This window comes from Desulfatibacillum alkenivorans DSM 16219 (assembly GCF_900142135.1).
In the GTDB taxonomy this organism is placed as follows: domain Bacteria; phylum Desulfobacterota; class Desulfobacteria; order Desulfobacterales; family Desulfatibacillaceae; genus Desulfatibacillum; species Desulfatibacillum alkenivorans.
On record NZ_FQZU01000041.1, the window covers coordinates 12,841 to 30,316 of the forward strand.

Sequence of the window (17,476 nt, forward strand, 5' to 3'; positions counted from 1 at the left end):
ATACTCCATGGCAAAGGCAAAAGGGAAGGCAAAGTCCGAAGAAATCAAGCAAGCGCAGGCCGGACTACAGGAGCTTATCTCCAAAGGCAAAAAGCAGGGATATTTAACCTATGATGAGTTAAACGAAGCCCTCCCCGAAGATATGGTGTCCTCCGATCAAATTGACGACACCCTTATGATGTTCGATGAGATGGACATCGAGATCCTGGACGGCAAAAAAATCACGGTCAGCGACTCCTCAAAACTGGACGATGACTCCAAGGACCAGGATTCCGAACCGGAAGTCCCCAAGCCCGACCTTCTGGATGCGGGAGGATCTTCCGACCCGGTCAAGCTGTATCTTCGTGAAATGGGAATGGTTTCCCTCCTGTCGCGGGACGGGGAAATCGAGATCGCCAAAAAAATCGAAGAAGGGGAGCAGGAAGTCCTGAAAGCCCTTCTGGAAACCACCATCGGTGTGGAGCATTTGATAGAGCTCAGGAACGAAATGGCCGAGGGCGAGGTTCGCCTGAAGGATGTGCTCCGGGACGTGGATGAAGGCGAGAATTTTGTGGATGAGTCCACCCAGTTGGCGCGCATCTCGGAGATTCTGGACAGCATCGCCGCCATCCATCAGGAAAATATGGAGTTCCGGGAAAAGCTCTTCGGCTCCGGGCCCCCCCTGGATCCTGAAGAACGCCGCCGGGTCCGCAGAAGCGTCAACCGCCGGAACAGGCGTATTTTCGCCCTGTTGAAGGACTGGCGCCTGGAGCACCAAGTGGTCAGTGAAATCGAGAGCAAGATTTATCGCCAGATCGACTGGTTCGAAGCCCAGCACGAGGGCTTGAACTGCTGCGCCCAGAATCTGGGGGTGGCGGTTTCCGACCTCAGAAACCACTGTTCCTGCCTGGAGGATTTCTGCTCCTGGGCCGGCGAGTGCTGCGATTTGGACGAATCCCAGCTTAAAGTATATTACTACCAGGTGGTGGAAATACAAACTGCCATCCGCGACCGGGAACTGGCCCTGAAGGCCAACAGCCTGGCCCTGAAAAGGGTGCGGGCCTGCATTTGGTCGGGCCGCGGCAAGGCCAAGGATGCAAAAGCCGAGCTGATTCGCGCAAATTTGCGGCTGGTTGTGAGCATTGCCAAAAAATACACCAACCGGGGCCTTCAATTTCTTGACCTGATACAAGAAGGCAACATAGGCTTAATGAAGGCGGTGGATAAATTTGAATACCGCAGAGGGTATAAGTTTTCCACGTACGCAACCTGGTGGATCAGGCAGGCCATAACCAGGGCCATCGCCGACCAGGCCAGGACCATCCGTATACCGGTGCACATGATTGAGACCATCAATAAACTGATCAGGACCTCTCGTTATTTGGTCCAGGAATTGGGGAGAGAGCCCACCCCCGAGGAAATCGCCCAAAAAATGGAGTTTCCTTTGGAAAAGGTCCGTCGCGTGCTGAAAATCGCCAAGGAGCCCATTAGCTTGGAGACCCCCATCGGCGAGGAGGAGGACAGCCACTTGGGCGATTTTATTGAAGACAAGAAGTTTATGCTTCCTTCGGAGGCTGCTATCAGCTTGAACCTTGCGGAGCAGACCAGAAAGGTCTTGGCCACGCTGACTCCCAGGGAGGAAAAGGTTCTGCGCATGCGGTTCGGCATAGGAGAAAAGGCCGACCATACATTGGAAGAGGTAGGGAAAGACTTCTCTGTCACCAGGGAACGCATCAGGCAAATTGAGGCTAAAGCGCTGCGCAAGCTGCGTCATCCCTCTAGAAGTCAAAAACTTAAGAGTTTTATTGACCTCTAAGGCTTGACATCATCCCCAATGTGGTGTTTTATGCCCAGATTGCTTTGGGAATGGGCCCATAGCTCAGCTGGAAGAGCCACCGGCTCATAACCGGTAGGTCCCTGGTTCGAACCCAGGTGGGCCCATCATCGCCCTAAAGGCCCGAAAGCATGGTCCAAGGGCGCCAAAGGAGTCTGGACGTTAGGGGAAAAGGAAATTGCTAAACACAATTGTAAAATACTGGACAGGGAAGCATCACAAAACACCCTCCAGGACTAAAGGGGCGCGGGCAGCACACACCGCGCCTCTTTTCATTTAGCGAAGGGGAGAGGCGACCAATGCCGCAGGCCCGGGTCAGGGACATAGTTGAAATCATTGAAAACGCAGCGCCTCCAGCGCTGGCGGAGACCTGGGACAACACCGGCCTGGCCCTTGGCCGCATGGACGATCCGGTTAAAAAGGTCTGGACGGCCCTGGATCCTCTTCCCATGGTGGTGGAAGCCGCCTGTAAAAACAACGTGGACATGCTTTTCACCCACCATCCTTTGCTTATTCGCCCCCTGAAAAGCCTGGACCTTGCCACGCCCATGGGAACAATCGTCTCCATGGCCGTCAGGCATAATCTGACTTTGTACTCCGCCCATACAAACCTGGACAAAACCCGCGGGGGAGTCAACGACATCCTGACCCGACGCCTTGGCCTGGAGTCCGAAAAGGACCTTGTCCCCGGCCAGGCGGACCAGCCCGGACTGGGACGCGTGGCCCGCTTGCCGGAACCGGGCGCCTTGGAGGACGTTATCGCACGGGTCAAGGAGCGCCTGGGCCTCAAGTGGGTCCGGGCGGTAGGAAACAAAAATCTAAAGGTGGACGCAATTGCCCTATGCTCCGGAAGCGGTTCTTCGCTGCTCCCGGAGTTTTTTGCTTCTGGGGCTCAGGTTTACCTTACCGGAGACATGGGATACCACCACGCACGCAGCGTGGAAGACGCCGGACTGGCGTGTATAGACGTGGGCCATTTCGCCTCGGAGCACCTTATGGTGGAGGCCATGGCCCATTTCATTCAGGAACAATGCGACGCTCAGGGGCTGGATGTAATCACAGAACCCTGCAGTTTGGAACAAGACCCTTTTGCCATTTATTGACTTTTAACGGAGGAGTTGTGAAAGAACAAATTCAAGCACTGGTTCAGCTACAGGATATTGACGACCAGGCCAACAAGGTCCAGATCGAACTGGAGGAGGGGCGCGCCAAGCTCACCTCTCTGGAAACCGATTTACAGGAACTGGCCGAGAAAATCAGCATCCGGACGGAAGAAATGCAAGCCGTGCAGAAAAGGCAGAGGGAACTGGAGGGGGAAATAGAGGCTGCGAAAGCCCTTGCGGAAAGAAGCCGTGAGCGCCTTTCGTCCATAAAAAGCAACCGGGAGTACAAAGCCCTGCTTAGAGAGATCGACGACGGCTCCAAACGGATTACCGAAATGGAGGAAGAGGTCATGGAGATCATGACCCAGGTGGAGGAAACCCAAAAAGTCATAAGCGGCCTGGAAGAAGAAAAGAAGGCCGTGGCCACGGCGGTTGAGGATGAAGCCGCCAACGTTTCCTCCCGCTCGGCAGACGTGGAAAAAAAGCTCAAAACCTTCGAGTCCTCCAGGGCGAAAATCTGCGCATCCGTGGAACCGCAAATTTTGTCCCGGTACAATTTGATTTTGCGCAACAGGGACTCCATGGCCATGGCCGCGGTGGAAGACGCCGTATGCAAGGCCTGCCACATGGGAATTCCGCCCCAGACATACAATGAATTGCAGGTGGGCGACAGATTGTTGTTTTGCCCGCATTGCGACCGTATATTATATTGGCGAAAGCCGGAAGAAGAATAGCGGGCCAGAGGAGACCAGGCGGCCGCCGGGTTTCACCTCCCGGAGGAAAGTCCGAACACCATAGGGCAGGGTGCTCCGTAACGCGGAGTCGCGGCAACGCGAAGGCAAGTGCAACAGAAAGTATACCGCCTGGCAGTCTCGCTTTCGAGCGGGCCTGCCCGGTAAGGGTGAAATGGTGCGGTAAGAGCGCACCAGTTCCCCGGGCGATCGGGGAAGCTGGGTAAACCCCACCCGGTGCAAGACCAAATAGGGGAGCTCATGCAGCGGCCCGCTGTAGGCTCCCGGGTAGGTTGCAAGAGGCGCCGGGCAACCGGCGCCCTTAGATGAATGGCCGCCGCCCTGGCCGGGGCGACCCGACCAGGGAACAGAATTCGGCTTACGGTTTCCTTTGACCCGCTAAACTGCCTTGATCCAAATAGCAGGGATGGCCGGGCCCCTTCCCCGGAGGGGGCTGGAACACGACTAACCTTTACTAGGAATAGCGCGATGCTGCTTATCGAAGACCTGGGCGTGCAGGTGGGGGGCAAACCCATCCTGAAAAACGTCAATATGGAAATTCCCGATGGGGAGACCCACGTCCTGTTCGGCCCCAACGGATCGGGCAAGACCACCCTGATGATGACTATCATGGGCTTTACCGGCTACACGGTCACCCACGGTAAAATCACCTTTAAAGGGCATGACGTCACTTTTATGCCCATCAACGAGCGTGCGGAGCTGGGCATAGGGGTGCTTTTCCAACGGCCGCCCACCATCCATGGCCTTAAAACCCGCACCCTGGTGGAAATCTGCCGGAAAAATCCAAACACGGACATCGACGCTCTGGCCGAAGATCTCTCCTTTAAAAATTTTCTGGAACGGGACGTGAACGAAAACCTGTCCGGCGGCGAGATCAAACGTTCCGAACTGCTGCAACTGCAAGCCCAGGAGCCGGATCTTTTGCTCTTGGACGAGCCGGAAAGCGGCGTGGACCTGGAAAACATGGCCGTGGTGGGCGACGCCATCAACCGCCTGCTCCATCGGGGCATTCCCAAAAATCCCACATGCAGCCTTCCCTCAAAAAGAGAGAAAAAGTCGTGCCTGGTCATCACTCACACAGGATACATCCTGGACTACATCACTGCGGATCGCGGACAGGTCCTGTACGACGGCGTGCTCCGGTGCAGCCAAAACGCCCGGGAAATCCTCAAATGGATCCGTGAATACGGTTATGCGGAATGCGTGGGGTGCCCTCAATGAAAAATGACAACCAAGCAAAAAATCCTCGCTTGTCCGATTATCAAGCAGGCCGGACCAATCACGAATACCTTGCGGACCTGAAAGCCATCAACCCGGCGGACGCCGACAAGTTTCTGAGCGTGGGCGTGGACGCCTCCGAAGACTTCCGGGCCGGCACCTTCATCGTCAAGGATCAGTCCGTCCTCCATAGTAAAACCAAGCAAAAAGGGGTGGACATCATGTCCATCACCCAGGCCAAGGATAAGTTCGACCTGTCTTCCTACCTGTGGAAGGGCGTGGATCCCGGCAAGGACGAATACACCTCCTGGGCGCACGAACAGCCCGCGGAAGGGTACTTCATCCGCAGCCAGCCCGGCCAGATCATCCAGGCGCCGGTCCAGTCCTGCCTGTATATCGAAAAAGAGCAATTCGCCCAGAACGTGCACAACCTGGTGATCGCCGAGGAAGGCTCGCACCTTTCCATTATCAACGGATGCGCCACCTCGCCCCATCTCATATCCGGCCTGCACGTGGGCATTACCGAGTTTTACGTTAAAAAAGGCGCGGTGCTCTCTTTCACCATGATTCACGACTGGGGCAAGGAAGTGAACGTCCGGCCCCGGACCGTGGGCTACGTGGAGGAAGGCGGCGTGCTCATATCCAATTACATCTCTTTGCGGCCCGTCGGGTCGCTCCAGATGTCCCCCACCACCCATTTGCGCGGAAAAGGCGCCGTAGCCCGTTTTAACAGCATTCTGGTGGCGGATAAGGGCAGCACCCTGGATGTGGGCTCCAACGTCATCCTGGAGGCGCCGGAAACCAAGGCGGAAATCATCTCCCGGGCGATCACTTTCGGCGGCGACATCCTGGCCAAAGGCAAGCTGGTGGGCCTGGTGCCCGAAGTCAAAGCCCACCTGGAATGCAAGGGGCTGATTCTCAAAGACGGCCTGATGCTGGCCATTCCGGAGTTGGAAGCGCATGTGCCGGGCGTGGAAATGTCCCATGAAGCAGCGGTGGGAAAAATTGACAACCGGGAAATTGAATATCTCATGGCCAGAGGGTTGACCGAGGAAGAAGCGGTTTCCACCATTGTCCGGGGCTTTCTGAACGTGGATATTGAGGGGTTGCCGTCGGGCCTGAAACAACGCCTGGATAAAGTGATTAGCGAAACCGAGAAGGATATGTTCTGATTATGACGGACGCCGCGCCCAGGGAGCTTAGTTTTCAGGAAAAAGTAGCGATTTTTTCCGCAGATTACCTTAAATGCTGTAAATACCTCATGCAAGTGGAGCCGGACAGGGACACCTTCACCAAAAGGCTTTACTCTCTGTTGATTGCCTCCTCGCAGCTATTGGAGGACTTGCTCGATTTCCACGGCGCCAAGAATAATAGAAACTGGTATTATTACAGGGAGCTGTGCGCAACGGTCAGGCACCTTTCCAGGGCTGCGTACTCGCAAAAGCACATTTTCAACCGCATGCCCTTTTACGAATTGGAATCCCCCAAGGATTTCGACGCCCAGGGGGAAAGGGCCCTGGCCTTCTTAACCAAATGCCTCCAACGCCTTGCTCCGGCTATTCTGGAGGAAGCCAGACGCCTGCAAATCCCCGTTCCCGACGACATGTTTTCGCCTTCCGACTTTCCCAGAGTTTCTACGGATGAGATCCTGGAGTCTGATATCGACGACGCCGAAAAGCATCAGAAGAAAGAGAGCATCGTCGGCCTGGCCAGCGAGTTTTTAAATATTGTCAAAACATTCGATCATCTCGCCTTTTATGAGCCCCTGACCATTGAGCAAATCCAGAACCTGGTTCCGTCCAAAGCCAATGAAGTGCAGATTCGCAAATACGAGATGGTGGTGCATAACCTCCAAAGCGAGTTTGACTCTTACGTGATCCATGGCGGATACCGGTCCGGCAATCGCGGGCTCAAGAAGTTCCGCAGCTATTTTTCCATTGTCCTGCACTTGTTGGAGTTCACCGGCGGCCTGTTGCACTATTACGAACGGCATTTATTGGACGCCGGATTCAAGAACGTATACAAACAGGTCAGCGATCGCCTGATGGAACTGATCAACGGCGATGAACTGCTTGAAGTCACGGTGAACTACGGCCTGTTTTACGTCTGCGAATTCCTGACTCAGGGTATGAATCTGGCCCAGGAAGTCCTGAACGAAAACATGAAACGGGATTCCATCACCGTGGGCGTGCCGCAAAAGCTGGGCTTTCACTCCCGGCCGTCCCTGATGGTGGCCAAAGTGGTGCAGCATTACGGCGGCCAGGTGGAGATGATCGTAAACGGCGACCGCTTTGACGCCAGCAGCGTGTTGGACATGCAATGGGCCGGCGGTAAGATAAAAAAGGAAAACGTGGACGAGGTGATGTTCACCGGAGACGTCCGCGCTTTGCACGACCTGGCCATATTGGCCAGCGTCAATTATGGAGAGGACTCCATGGGTAAAGGGGTGGCTTTGCCCAAAGAGTTGGGCTATTTAAAATAACGGGCGGCGGCCCGCCTATTTTTTTCATGCTCTGATATTATGCGCAGGCGGCTTTTAGGCGCGGCCTGGGCGTGCACACTCTTGCGCCTTGCGTCTTTCTCCCGTTCCTTCCATTGCACCGGAAAAAATGAAGCTCACCCGTTTTCACATATGCCTTCTGACAGTGGGCGCCTCCTCCGTGGCCACGCAGCTTGTGGTCGTCCGGGAATTTATGTCCACCTTCGGCGGCAACGAGCTGGTGGTGGGCGTGGCCCTGGGAATCTGGCTGCTTGCCGGAGGCCTGGGAAGCAAAATCGCCGTGCGCCTGGCGCGCTCCACGGACTCCCCTCTGCGCCGCCTTTTTGCAGGCCATCTGATTCTCGCTGTATTGCCCCTGATGCAAATCGCCGCCATTCGCGCGCTTCCCCTCCTTTGGGTCAGGGGCCAGATGCTGGGATTAAGCTCCTCTACGGTGTTCGGCGCCATCATCATTCTTCCCTATGTGCTGGTCAGCGGAGCCATGATCCCTTTGGCCGTCAGGCTGGATCAAAACGGCGGCGCCGCGGCCAGGGCGTATGTCACGGACACAGTGGGGGATATCTTGGGCGGGCTGGTTTTTTCCCTTATCCTGGTTCATTTCTTCTCCCACTGGCAGACCTTGGCTTTTTTCGGCTTGCTGCATGCCTTGGCCGCCGCGATCCTGGGGCGGAAGGATCGCCCCCTGCTTTCCTGCGCCCTGAGCGCTTGCATCGCCGCAATTATTGCCTTCAGCTTCCTGTTGGCCCCCGCCTCCCGGTCCTGGCGCCTCCCGGGGCAGGAAATCATCACCTGGAAAAACAGCCCGTTCTGCCAGCTTGCCATTACCCGGACGGGCGATCAATACAATGTGTGGCAGGACGGCATCCTGCTTTTTTCTTCCGATGAGGCCAGCGTGGAAGCGCTGGTGCATCCGGCCATGTGCCAGGTTCGGAAAGGGGCGAGCGTATTGGTAGTGGCGGGGGGCGTATTCGGCTCCATTGAAGAGATAGCCAAGCACGCGCCTTCCGGAATAGATTATGTGGAACTGGACAAAAGCATTCTTAATCTGGACTCCGTGTTGTTCCGCAGCCTGGAGCGCCCGGAAGTCGGCGCCCACGTGGGCGACGGCCGATTGTTCATCAAACAGTCAAAGCGGCGGTACGACGTAATCATCATCGACTTGCCGGATCCGGAAAACGCCCAGATCAACCGGTTTTACACCCAGGATTTTTTCAACGAAGCCAAAAGAGCTCTGAATCCGGAAGGCGTCCTTTATTTTTCCCTGGCGGGAGCGGACAACTACCTGGAGAAAGGCGGCCTGGCCCTTAACCGGACCGTTTTCCAGGCCCTGGAAAAAACCTTTGCCCACGTATTGGCGTTTCCGGGGATTACTCACTATTTTTTGGCTTCCGAATCGCCCTTGGACCTGGACGTCTCCGGCGTCCTGGCCGCAAGAAGCATTTCCACAAGACAATTGGTTGACATAGATTTGGCAACCATGACGGACCCCTTCCGCATGGACAACCTGGCAGACCTTTTGAATGAAGAAGCGGTGAAGCCCAACAGGGACTTAAGCCCCTGGGCCTTCGGCCACATGCTGGATTTATGGATGACAAAGTCAAAAAGCTCTCAATGGCTGTTTTGGGGCGTTATCATGCTGGTTTTGAGCCTGGCGGCCATGGCGGGCTGTAAAGACAGGATTCGCTTCGCCATAATGACCTCCGGCTTTGCCGGCATGGGCGTGGAGCTGGCTTTGGTCCTTTTGTTCCAGGTGGTTTACGGCTACGCCTATACGATCCTTTGCCTGTTCATCACCCTTTTTATGGCTGGCGCGGCCGCCGGGGGATACTTGTCCCTGAGACCGGAAAAAAACGCCGTGAAACGCTTTATAAGAGGCGAAACAGGGCTTATGGCGGCGGCGTTGCTGGCCCTGGCGTGCGGACCTGTGTGCGTTCATGCGGCCCAAGGGTGGGTTTTGTCCCTCATGGGCTACCTTGTCCTGCCTCTTTTGATTGCAGCCTCCGGCTGGTTTGTAGGCGGGCAATTCGCAGCCGCTTCCAGGTTATGCTCCGGGCATGAGGCGCAAATTACGGCCAATCTCTATTGGGCGGATCTGGCGGGCGCTGCGGGCGGCGCTTTGGTGATGGGCCTGGTCCTGTTGCCCAAGCTGGGAATCCAGGGCGTTTTGATCTGCCTGTTACTGGTAAAATTCTTGTCTTGGCTGGTTAATCGGAATTTTTCCTCCTCCATGACATAATCTTGACGTCATTGATCCTTCGCTTTTTTTGCTCCCGGCTTACCGAACGCGCCGCTTGTTTGCATCCGTGAAATTTTCCAGCCCTTTGGATGAGCGTATCATCCATAAAATCTCGTCCTTTCTGCCTTTGATTTTTACCCTCCCTTGAAAAAACTTGGAACCTGGACTGCTTTTTGCATCAAATGCAAATACTGTGTTGCTGCAGGGCGAAGGTTTTTGCCGAACCCATTTGCAAATAAACTAAAAGGCCTACGACAATGATGAAACAAATGTTTTTAGGCACGGAATATGTAGATTCAGGATGCTACGCCATCAGCGGTCGGCGCAAGGCGGTGCTGCAAGCTGTTTTAGGAACCTGTGTGGGAGTGGTCATTAGAGACCGTGAGGCGGGCATAGGAGGCCTTTGCCATCTGCTGCTGCCTGAGCCCGCCGGAACTTCCGAGGCTTGGCCCAAGGAGCGATATGCCGCCACGGGCCTCCCCCTGTTCCTAGCTGATCTGGAAGCGCACGGCGCTTCTAAAAAGCGGATGGAAGCCTTTGTGGCGGGCGGCGCCCTGGTGGGCCCCATATCCAACCTGGACTTGGAGTTGGACGTAGGCGGGCGGACTGCGGACAAGGTTTTTGAAATCCTTGCCAGGGAGGGGATTCCCGTCGTCCGTTCGGAAACAGGGGGCTATTTCACCTGCAATTTAAGGCTGGATTTAAGCGCCATGGAGCCGGAAATCATTCCCCCGGAGGATTTGATACCCGCAACTGACATGGAGTTGAAAAAACCCACCGAGGAGGAGTTGAACTCCCTGATCAGCCGGGTTCGGCCTATCCCCCAGATCGCCCTTAAAATCACCAGGATGATCCAGGACGAACAATCGGATCTGAAGGATTTGGCCCAGGAAATCCGGCAGGATCAGGTGATCGCCGCCAAAGTGTTGAACCTTTGCAATTCCGCCTTTATCGGCCTGGGCAGGAAGGTGAGGTCCATTGATGAAGCCATCCTTGTGCTGGGCGACAAAACCTTGTTGCAGATAGCGGTTTCCGCTTATGTGGAGATATTTTACTCCACCCATAATCATGACGGATACTCGCTCTGCAAAGGCGGCTTGTTCCACCATGCCATTGGCATGGCCCGTTTGTGCGAAAGGCTTGCCCGAAAGCTGAAGGTTGTGCCGCCGGAGGTGGCCTATACGGCCGGCCTTCTCCACGACATAGGCCGGGCCGCCCTGGATCAATACGTGTGCAAGGCGTTTCCCCTGTTTTATCGCCGCACCCAGGTGGGAGAGGAATCCTTGACCGAAGCCGAGCAGGATCTCATAGGGATTAGCCATACGGAGGCCGGGCGGCGCCTGGCGGACGCGTGGGAGCTGCCCAATATTTTAAAGGCGGCCATTTGCTGCCACCATAATCCTTCCCAGGCCCAAAAGGGCAAAACCATGGCCTGCCTGGTCTATGTTTCAGAGGTGCTGATGTCCCGGTTCAACACCGGCCTGGAGCTGGAGAATATGAGCCCCGCGCACATGGAATCCAGCATGAAGACCCTGGGGCTTGGGCCTCACATGCTTCCTAAAATGGCTGAACTGGTGCCGGCGTATATTTCCTTGGGGCCGGGCGCTTTGATGACGGATAGATAATAAGATTTTGCATATATGAAAGCCATACGAACAGGGTGAACGCATGAAAGCATATGTAGCCCGGCAGCCTATTCTGGATAGAAAGCAAAGGGTGTATGGGTATGAACTTCTGTTTCGCACCAGTATGGAAAACATTTTTCCGGACCTGGATCACGAAACCGCCACCAACCGATTGCTTTCCGATAGCTTTTTGACCGTCGGCCTGGAAAATCTGGCCGGTAAGTCCAGGGCCTTTGTAAACTTCCCGGAAAATCTTCTGCTGGAAAAAATACCGCTGCACCTCCCCTTTACCAGAATGGTGGTGGAAATCCTGGAAACCGTGCGGCCCACCCCGGCTTTGGTGGAGGCCTGCCGGGATATGTCGGATCAAGGCGTTCGCTTTGCTTTGGACGATTTTGTGCTGACGCCGGATTGGCATCCCCTATTGGAAATTGCGAACATTGTGAAGTTCGACGTCCTTTCCACTCCCCAAAACGAACTGGAGGATATGCTGAACCAAGTATCCTGCTATCCGGTGCGTCTGCTGGCGGAAAAGGTGGAAACCCATGAAGAGTTTCAGAAGTACTTGGGGATGGGTTTTGAGTATTTTCAGGGCTATTTCTTTTCCAAACCCGCCATTGTCCAGTCCACGGGGATTCCTCCTCTAAAAATAAATCTCTTGGCTATCATGGCTAAAATTGCGAATCCAAATTTATCCCTGAACGAATTGGAAGAGCTGATCGGCAGGGACGCCGGCATCTCCTACAAGCTGCTGCGTTACATCAATTCGGCCTATTTCGCCACGGTGCAGAAAATATCCTCCATACGGCATGCCGTCAGCCTGCTGGGACTGGATGCGATCAGGCGCTTCACGTCTTTGTTGATGATGAATCAACTGGGGGCGGACAAACCGGACGAGTTGGTGCTTAGCTCCGCCATCCGAGCCAGGTTTTGCGACCTGCTTGGACAACAATCCGGCTGCAAAGAGTGCATGCAGATTGATCTGTTTACTTTAGGCCTTTTTTCTCAACTGGACGCCTTGCTGGACGAGACCATGGAAAACTGCCTCAACCAACTTCCCTTGGAAGGCGCTATCAAAGACGCCTTGATTAAGAATACAGGCGGGGGCGCGGTTTTTTTGGAATTGGTGAAAAAGTACGAACGGGGAGATTGGGAAGCGGTCCGTAAATGCGCCGAAGAGCTTTGCGTGCCGGATCGTAATGTACCCGCCTGCTATTTGGAGGCGGTGGAATGGGCCCGGGCGTTGGAAGCCCCATAAAGAGCGGCGCCCAGGGCGCCCGTCATTTCAGGATTTTCGGGAATGCAAAGGCTCATGGCAAGGTCCTGCTCCAGCAATTTCACCATGCACGGATTGCGTGCAACCCCGCCCGTAAACACCACAGGATCGTTCAAACCCACCCGTTTAAGCATGGACAGGCTGCGCCTCACCACCGAATGATGCAAGGCAAGAGCGATGTCGGCCGCCTTGCATCCTTTGGCCATTAACGAGGTGGCCTCCGTTTCGGCGAAAACCGTGCACATGCTGTTTATGGCGACTCCCGGCCTTCCGGTCAATGCAAAGCCCCCGAATTCCTCCAACGGCTGCGACAGGCTGGTGGCCATAAACTCCAAAAACTTGCCCGTGCCCGCAGCGCAGCGGTCGTTCATCTCAAACCGGGAAATTTTGCCGTTGGGCAAAAGGGCCATGGCCTTGGTGTCCTGGCCGCCTATGTCCAAGATGGTTCGCGCCTCCGGGAACAATTCCCTGACTCCCAGGGCGTGGGCCTGGATTTCCGTAATCGCCTGGGCGTTCATGGCGTCTGAAATCAGTTTGCGCCCGTAGCCGGTGGCCGTCAGGCTGTCCCAGGACAGGCCCTCCAGGATAAGGGAGGCCTGCCCCAGGGGATCGTAACCGGTGTCGGTTTTTCTCCATTCCACAACCCGGCCCTTTTGCAGCAGCACAAGCTCCATGCTGCGAGAGCCGATATCCAGTCCTGCAAAAATCATAATCAGCCGATCATTTCCACAAAGGCTTCCACCCGGGTTTTAAGCTGCTCGGCGTCTTCCGGGCTGTAATCCGTTTCAATCCTGAGCATGGGGATGCCTTCCTTCTCCATCCTGGATTCCAGGCCCATGGCTTCTATCTGGTAAGGCTGGCAGAAATTTAAGGCGTATTGAATCACGCCGTCCGCCTTGTAGTCTTTTGCCATTTGGACGATGTGGTCCGCCCGGTCTTCATTGGGGGTGAAGATGGCGCAGTCGATTTTGAAATAGCGATCCACAATGGCTTCCATCAGGGATTCCACGTCCTGGCCGGAGTCGTCGGTCAGGTTGCGAAGCCCTCTCTCTCCCACGCAGGATTCCTCGCCCACGATGACGGCGCCGGAGCTTTCCACAATCCAGGGCAGCTTCCAGTTGGGCACTGCCATGGGGCAGCCGCTCAAGAGGATTCTGGGAGTCTTTTCCGGGAACACGGCCACCTTATCCTTAACGCGTTCTTCCAATTCGTCGCACAAGGCGTTTACCGACTCGGTAAAGCGGACGGGGGCATCGTAAAAGGACACCTGGCTGGCCAGAAGTGCGTCCAGGCCCGAAATGGGTTCCGGGTCGGCCTTGCGGAGCGCTTCCAGCCTGTGCATGGCCTGACGTTTTGCATTGGTAATGGCAATGCCTTTTTTCAGGCTTTCCACGGTAATGGGGTTTCCGGTCAACTCCTCCATGGCCTTGGCGAACCGGACGAATTCCGCCTTCAGCAGCGCCCTGGCGTTTTCCGATTTGGTTTGGGGCAGGTCCATGACGTAAAGATTGGAAACCAGTTTGTTCAGCTCTTCGTATGATTTCTTCTTGCCGTCGCAGGTGTTTTCCCCCACGATCATGTCTGCGGATTCCAGATAAGGGCAGACCTTGCCGAGTTTAAAGCCGAAGGACGACTTGATGAGGGCGCAGGTGTTTCTGGGCAGCACCCTTTCCACTTCCTCCATGGCGAAGTCGGCGCCGGAGCACAAACCCACCAGGGTGGCGCCTGCAGCCCGGACGATTTCCTCGGGCACGAAAACGCAGTAGGAGCCGACAATCTTTTCGCCCTGCTCCTTGGCTTCCAGCATTTCCTTGATTCTCAGGCCATGTACTTCGGACATGACAAAGTTGAAATAGTCCATGCCTTTGGGCCTGTTGGCCTGGGAAAGAAATACGTCCGTATACCCCTGGCCCAAAACCGCCAAAAGCTGGTCGTGCGCGCCCAGATCCATGCCTAACGATTTCCACATGCCTTCGTATTCAGAAGCCATTCAGCCCTCCTTTATTGATGTTTGGTTGAAAACTTTCTCAGACCTTAAGCGCCTTGGCCGCAAAGGCCGCAAAAGACTTTGCGCAAGGTCTGCTGGTCGATGGACTCGGGGTAAAAATGATCCTCTTCGTCCGGTTCCGGCTGGCTTTCAGAGCAGGAGTTGGATGGGAGATGTTTTCGGACTTTTAACGTCCTTCCGATGGAAAGATCCTGGTCTAAAGAAAGGCCGCGGTTGGTTTCTATCCAGCGATCGCATTCATCATGACTGCCTACGAAAAGGACGTAAAAGGACTCCTTGTCCCAGGCGCAGACCGCTCTGTAGCCGGCGCCCAGATCGTACTTGACGCATTTGTCAATGCGGGCTTCCCCGTGCTTGGTCAAAGACCCCAGCCTGCCGAAATCGTCGGTCTCTCCATCCACAAGGTTGTCAATGATGCTTCTGACTTTATCCGCGGCGAGAGCCCCTTTTTTCCCGGCTCTGGAAACGGTCCGGACCTGCTTTTCGAACTTGGCGTCCAAATATACGCATTTAATCATGACGAAAGCGCTAATAATTGCTTCAGGCGGGCGATCCCGGCGCTGCAGGATCGCCCCCCTTTTATTAATTGACGATATTTTCCACCGGGCAGGCGTCCACGCAGGCCCTGCAGCCGGTGCAATCTTCCAGTTTGATGCTCCTGGCTTTATTCCTTACGGAGACCCGAAAAGCGCCTTCCTTGCCTTCCACCTTTTCGATCCGGGAGTACGTCACCAGTTCGATGTTGGGGTGGCGGGCGGTTTCCACCAGATAAGGCGCCAGAATGCACATGGAGCAATCAATGGTGGGGAAGGTTTTGTCCAACTGGGACATAATGCCGCCGATGGCGGGCTCCTTTTCCAGCAAATAGACGTAGTAGCCGGAGTCGGCCAAGTCCAGCGCAGCCTTGACTCCCGCAACTCCTCCACCCACAACCAGGGTGGAGCCTATTACTTTTTGACCTTCCATAGTCACGCAACCTTCCGCAAGCAAATCCTATCTCAATTCCCCGGGCAAGGCGTCCAGGCTGTTGACGGGATGCTTTACAAAATGATCTTTCGGCCCAAGCGCCTTGACGGCGTCAATAACTTCCAGGGCCACCTTCTGGAACTTGGTGGATTCAGCGGACGAGATCCATGAAAAATGCAGCCTGTCCTTTTCAATGCCCATGTGCTCCATGAGATTTTTGAAAAGCGCGAACTTGCGGCGGGCGTAGAAGTTGCCTTCGATGTAATGGCAGTCTCCGGGATGGCAGCCCGACACCCAGACTCCGTCCGCACCGTGCCTGAAAGCAGCCAGGATGAACTTGGGCGTAATCCTGCCGCTGCACGGGACGCGGATCACCCGGAAGTTGGTGGGGTATTGCAAACGGCTGACCCCTGCGAGGTCCGCGGCGCCGTAGGTGCACCAGTTGCAGAAAAACGCTGCGATTTTGGGTTCCCATTCGGACATTGTTTTCTCCTTGGTTATTTCTTGGCAAAGGGATCAGGGGTTCCGGGCTCTCCGGGAAGCCACACTTCCTTCAGGTCGTCTCCAAGATATTCCCGCTCGTTTTCGCCCAGCGCGCCCAATGAAAGCGCCAGCATGGTCCACAAATGAACCGTCTGATAGCCGCCTTCGTAATGCTCGTTCAGGTCATGAATCTGGGCGTGGCAGTTATGGCAGGGCGTAACCACGTAATCGGCCTTGGTGGCCTTGATCTGGTTGAACTTCAGCCTTCCGTACTCATAGCGCGCTTCGGGAAAGCCGGATTGGAGGAATCCTCCGCCCCCGCCGCAGCAGAAATTGTTGCACTTGTTGGGGGTCATATCCACAAAGTTTTCTTCGCCCACAATCTTCTTAACCACAAACCGGAGATCGTCAGCCAGGGGATCCTTGAAGCTCTTGCGCACCTGCTGGCAGGGATCCTGGACCGTGAACTTGATCTGCAGGTCCTTGTTCCAATCGGAGCTGGGATTGAGCCTCCCCTCCCTGATCCACTTGGCGTACCTCATCACCATGGGGGCGATTTCGAGATCCGTTTCGATGTTGAACTTTTGCTGGCCCTTCCAGATGCTGAATGTGGAGTGCCCGCATTCCGTGTTCAAGTACACCTTGGCGCCAAGGTCGCGGGCGGAGTCCAGGCTCGTTTTGGCGATCTTTTTCCAGTTCTCGTCATCAGCCAGGAACATGCAGTAGTTCTCGCCGCCCCAGCCTGTCGTGGCATAGGTCCAGTCCACGCCGGCCAGATGCAAAATCTTCCAGAGCGGAATCATTTCGTCCGGTTCGGTTACGGGCTCGCGGGAATTCTGGGACACGAAGTACTTGGCGCCCTGCTTGTTCACAGGCGCCTGCAATTCTTCCCATCCGGGCTGGGTTTCCCGCACTTCCTCAACCACATCCTCGACCACGAACTGGAAGTCCTCCGGCGAAGCCCCCATCGCGCTGCAGGACTCATTGCGCAGGGCCATGTCACAGCTTCCCAGGATGCCCTTGGGGCGTTCTTCGCGGGGCGTAAGCTGGCGGGCCGAAAAAACCAGGCCGGCGATGTCGATGCTCATGGGACAGACGTAGGTGCACCGCTGGCACTGAGAACAGAACCAAACCCAGTTTGTTTTGGCGATTTCCTCATCCAGGCCCAAGGCCGCCATGCGAAGGAACTTGCGGGGATCCATTCCCTCCAGGCCGGCCGCCGGACAACCCGAGGCGCAGGCGCCGCAAGTGAGGCATAAATTCAGATTTCCGCCGTCAGGCAGGATCTCCATGACTTTATTGATCAGGGCGCTTTTACTTCTTTTTCCAATGACAATAGGCGATTCCACAGTGTTCTCCTTATGGATAGAGTCTTATGATGCAAAAACGCGGGAAGAATATATAGATAGTATTAATCAGTCAAATTGAAAATATTGATAAATAAAGGCGGCGATATTCTGAATGTCTATTTAAAGAATAGATTATCAAAATATCAA

15 protein-coding genes, 1 tRNA gene and 1 other RNA gene are annotated in these 17,476 nt (G+C 55.2%); 11 read left to right on the plus strand and 6 right to left on the minus strand.

The window, feature by feature from the left end; genetic code table 11:
• The first annotated feature begins 7 nt into the window (after positions 1 to 7).
• From rpoD to BUE18_RS22735, 11 genes are all read left to right on the plus strand, one after another.
• Complete coding sequence (gene rpoD / locus BUE18_RS22685; RefSeq protein WP_073478450.1) at positions 8 to 1,795, plus strand: RNA polymerase sigma factor RpoD; 1,788 nt, start codon at positions 8 to 10, stop codon at positions 1,793 to 1,795.
• 52 nt (positions 1,796 to 1,847) lie between these two features.
• Positions 1,848 to 1,920 (plus strand) — tRNA-Ile (locus BUE18_RS22690).
• A 192-nt stretch (positions 1,921 to 2,112) separates the two neighbouring features.
• Positions 2,113 to 2,916 (plus strand): Nif3-like dinuclear metal center hexameric protein, encoded by an 804-nt coding sequence (locus BUE18_RS22695; protein WP_073478451.1) that lies wholly within the window; start codon positions 2,113 to 2,115, stop codon positions 2,914 to 2,916.
• 17 nt (positions 2,917 to 2,933) lie between these two features.
• Positions 2,934 to 3,650 carry a zinc ribbon domain-containing protein gene (locus BUE18_RS22700; protein WP_073478452.1) on the plus strand — a complete coding sequence of 239 codons (717 nt, stop codon included), beginning with the start codon at positions 2,934 to 2,936 and terminating at the stop codon, positions 3,648 to 3,650.
• Positions 3,651 to 3,656: 6 nt separating this feature from the next.
• An RNA gene (rnpB, locus tag BUE18_RS22705) (RNase P RNA component class A) lies at positions 3,657 to 4,044 on the plus strand.
• 92 nt (positions 4,045 to 4,136) lie between these two features.
• The gene (locus tag BUE18_RS22710) at positions 4,137 to 4,889 is read left to right on the plus strand and encodes an ABC transporter ATP-binding protein (RefSeq protein WP_073478453.1); all 753 of its coding nucleotides are present in this window, start codon (positions 4,137 to 4,139) and stop codon (positions 4,887 to 4,889) included.
• Positions 4,886 to 6,058, plus strand: a complete 1,173-nt coding sequence (locus BUE18_RS22715) for a SufB/SufD family protein (protein ID WP_073478454.1) — start codon at positions 4,886 to 4,888, stop codon at positions 6,056 to 6,058. The genes BUE18_RS22710 and BUE18_RS22715 overlap by 4 nt, the downstream gene beginning before the upstream one ends.
• A gap of 2 nt (positions 6,059 to 6,060) precedes the next feature.
• Positions 6,061 to 7,368, plus strand: a complete 1,308-nt coding sequence (locus tag BUE18_RS22720) for an HPr family phosphocarrier protein (protein WP_073478455.1) — start codon at positions 6,061 to 6,063, stop codon at positions 7,366 to 7,368.
• 127 nt (positions 7,369 to 7,495) lie between these two features.
• Positions 7,496 to 9,622, plus strand: a complete 2,127-nt coding sequence (locus BUE18_RS22725; RefSeq protein ID WP_073478456.1) for a spermine/spermidine synthase domain-containing protein — start codon at positions 7,496 to 7,498, stop codon at positions 9,620 to 9,622.
• A gap of 257 nt (positions 9,623 to 9,879) precedes the next feature.
• The gene (locus BUE18_RS22730) at positions 9,880 to 11,247 is read left to right on the plus strand and encodes an HDOD domain-containing protein (protein WP_083611234.1); all 1,368 of its coding nucleotides are present in this window, start codon (positions 9,880 to 9,882) and stop codon (positions 11,245 to 11,247) included.
• A gap of 43 nt (positions 11,248 to 11,290) precedes the next feature.
• Positions 11,291 to 12,505 carry an EAL and HDOD domain-containing protein gene (locus BUE18_RS22735; RefSeq protein WP_073478457.1) on the plus strand — a complete coding sequence of 405 codons (1,215 nt, stop codon included), beginning with the start codon at positions 11,291 to 11,293 and terminating at the stop codon, positions 12,503 to 12,505.
• Here BUE18_RS22735 and BUE18_RS22740 read toward each other — a convergent pair.
• The 6 genes from BUE18_RS22740 to BUE18_RS22765 form a co-directional block, all read right to left on the minus strand.
• Positions 12,460 to 13,233, minus strand: a complete 774-nt coding sequence (locus BUE18_RS22740) for an acyl-CoA dehydratase activase (protein ID WP_073478458.1) — start codon at positions 13,231 to 13,233, stop codon at positions 12,460 to 12,462. The genes BUE18_RS22735 and BUE18_RS22740 overlap by 46 nt on opposite strands.
• Before the next feature lie 2 nt (positions 13,234 to 13,235).
• Entirely contained in the window at positions 13,236 to 14,513 is a 1,278-nt protein-coding gene (locus BUE18_RS22745; RefSeq protein ID WP_073478459.1) for a double-cubane-cluster-containing anaerobic reductase, read from the minus strand.
• A gap of 44 nt (positions 14,514 to 14,557) precedes the next feature.
• Positions 14,558 to 15,049 carry a hypothetical protein gene (locus BUE18_RS22750; RefSeq protein WP_073478460.1) on the minus strand — a complete coding sequence of 164 codons (492 nt, stop codon included), beginning with the start codon at positions 15,047 to 15,049 and terminating at the stop codon, positions 14,558 to 14,560.
• Positions 15,050 to 15,113: 64 nt separating this feature from the next.
• Positions 15,114 to 15,497 carry an FAD-dependent oxidoreductase gene (locus tag BUE18_RS22755; RefSeq protein WP_244549366.1) on the minus strand — a complete coding sequence of 128 codons (384 nt, stop codon included), beginning with the start codon at positions 15,495 to 15,497 and terminating at the stop codon, positions 15,114 to 15,116.
• A gap of 27 nt (positions 15,498 to 15,524) precedes the next feature.
• Positions 15,525 to 15,980: a hydrogenase iron-sulfur subunit gene (locus tag BUE18_RS22760; protein ID WP_073478462.1), complete on the minus strand. Its 456-nt coding sequence runs from the start codon at positions 15,978 to 15,980 to the stop codon at positions 15,525 to 15,527.
• A gap of 14 nt (positions 15,981 to 15,994) precedes the next feature.
• Positions 15,995 to 17,272 carry a (Fe-S)-binding protein gene (locus BUE18_RS22765; protein WP_073478484.1) on the minus strand — a complete coding sequence of 426 codons (1,278 nt, stop codon included), beginning with the start codon at positions 17,270 to 17,272 and terminating at the stop codon, positions 15,995 to 15,997.
• Positions 17,273 to 17,476: the final 204 nt, after the last annotated feature.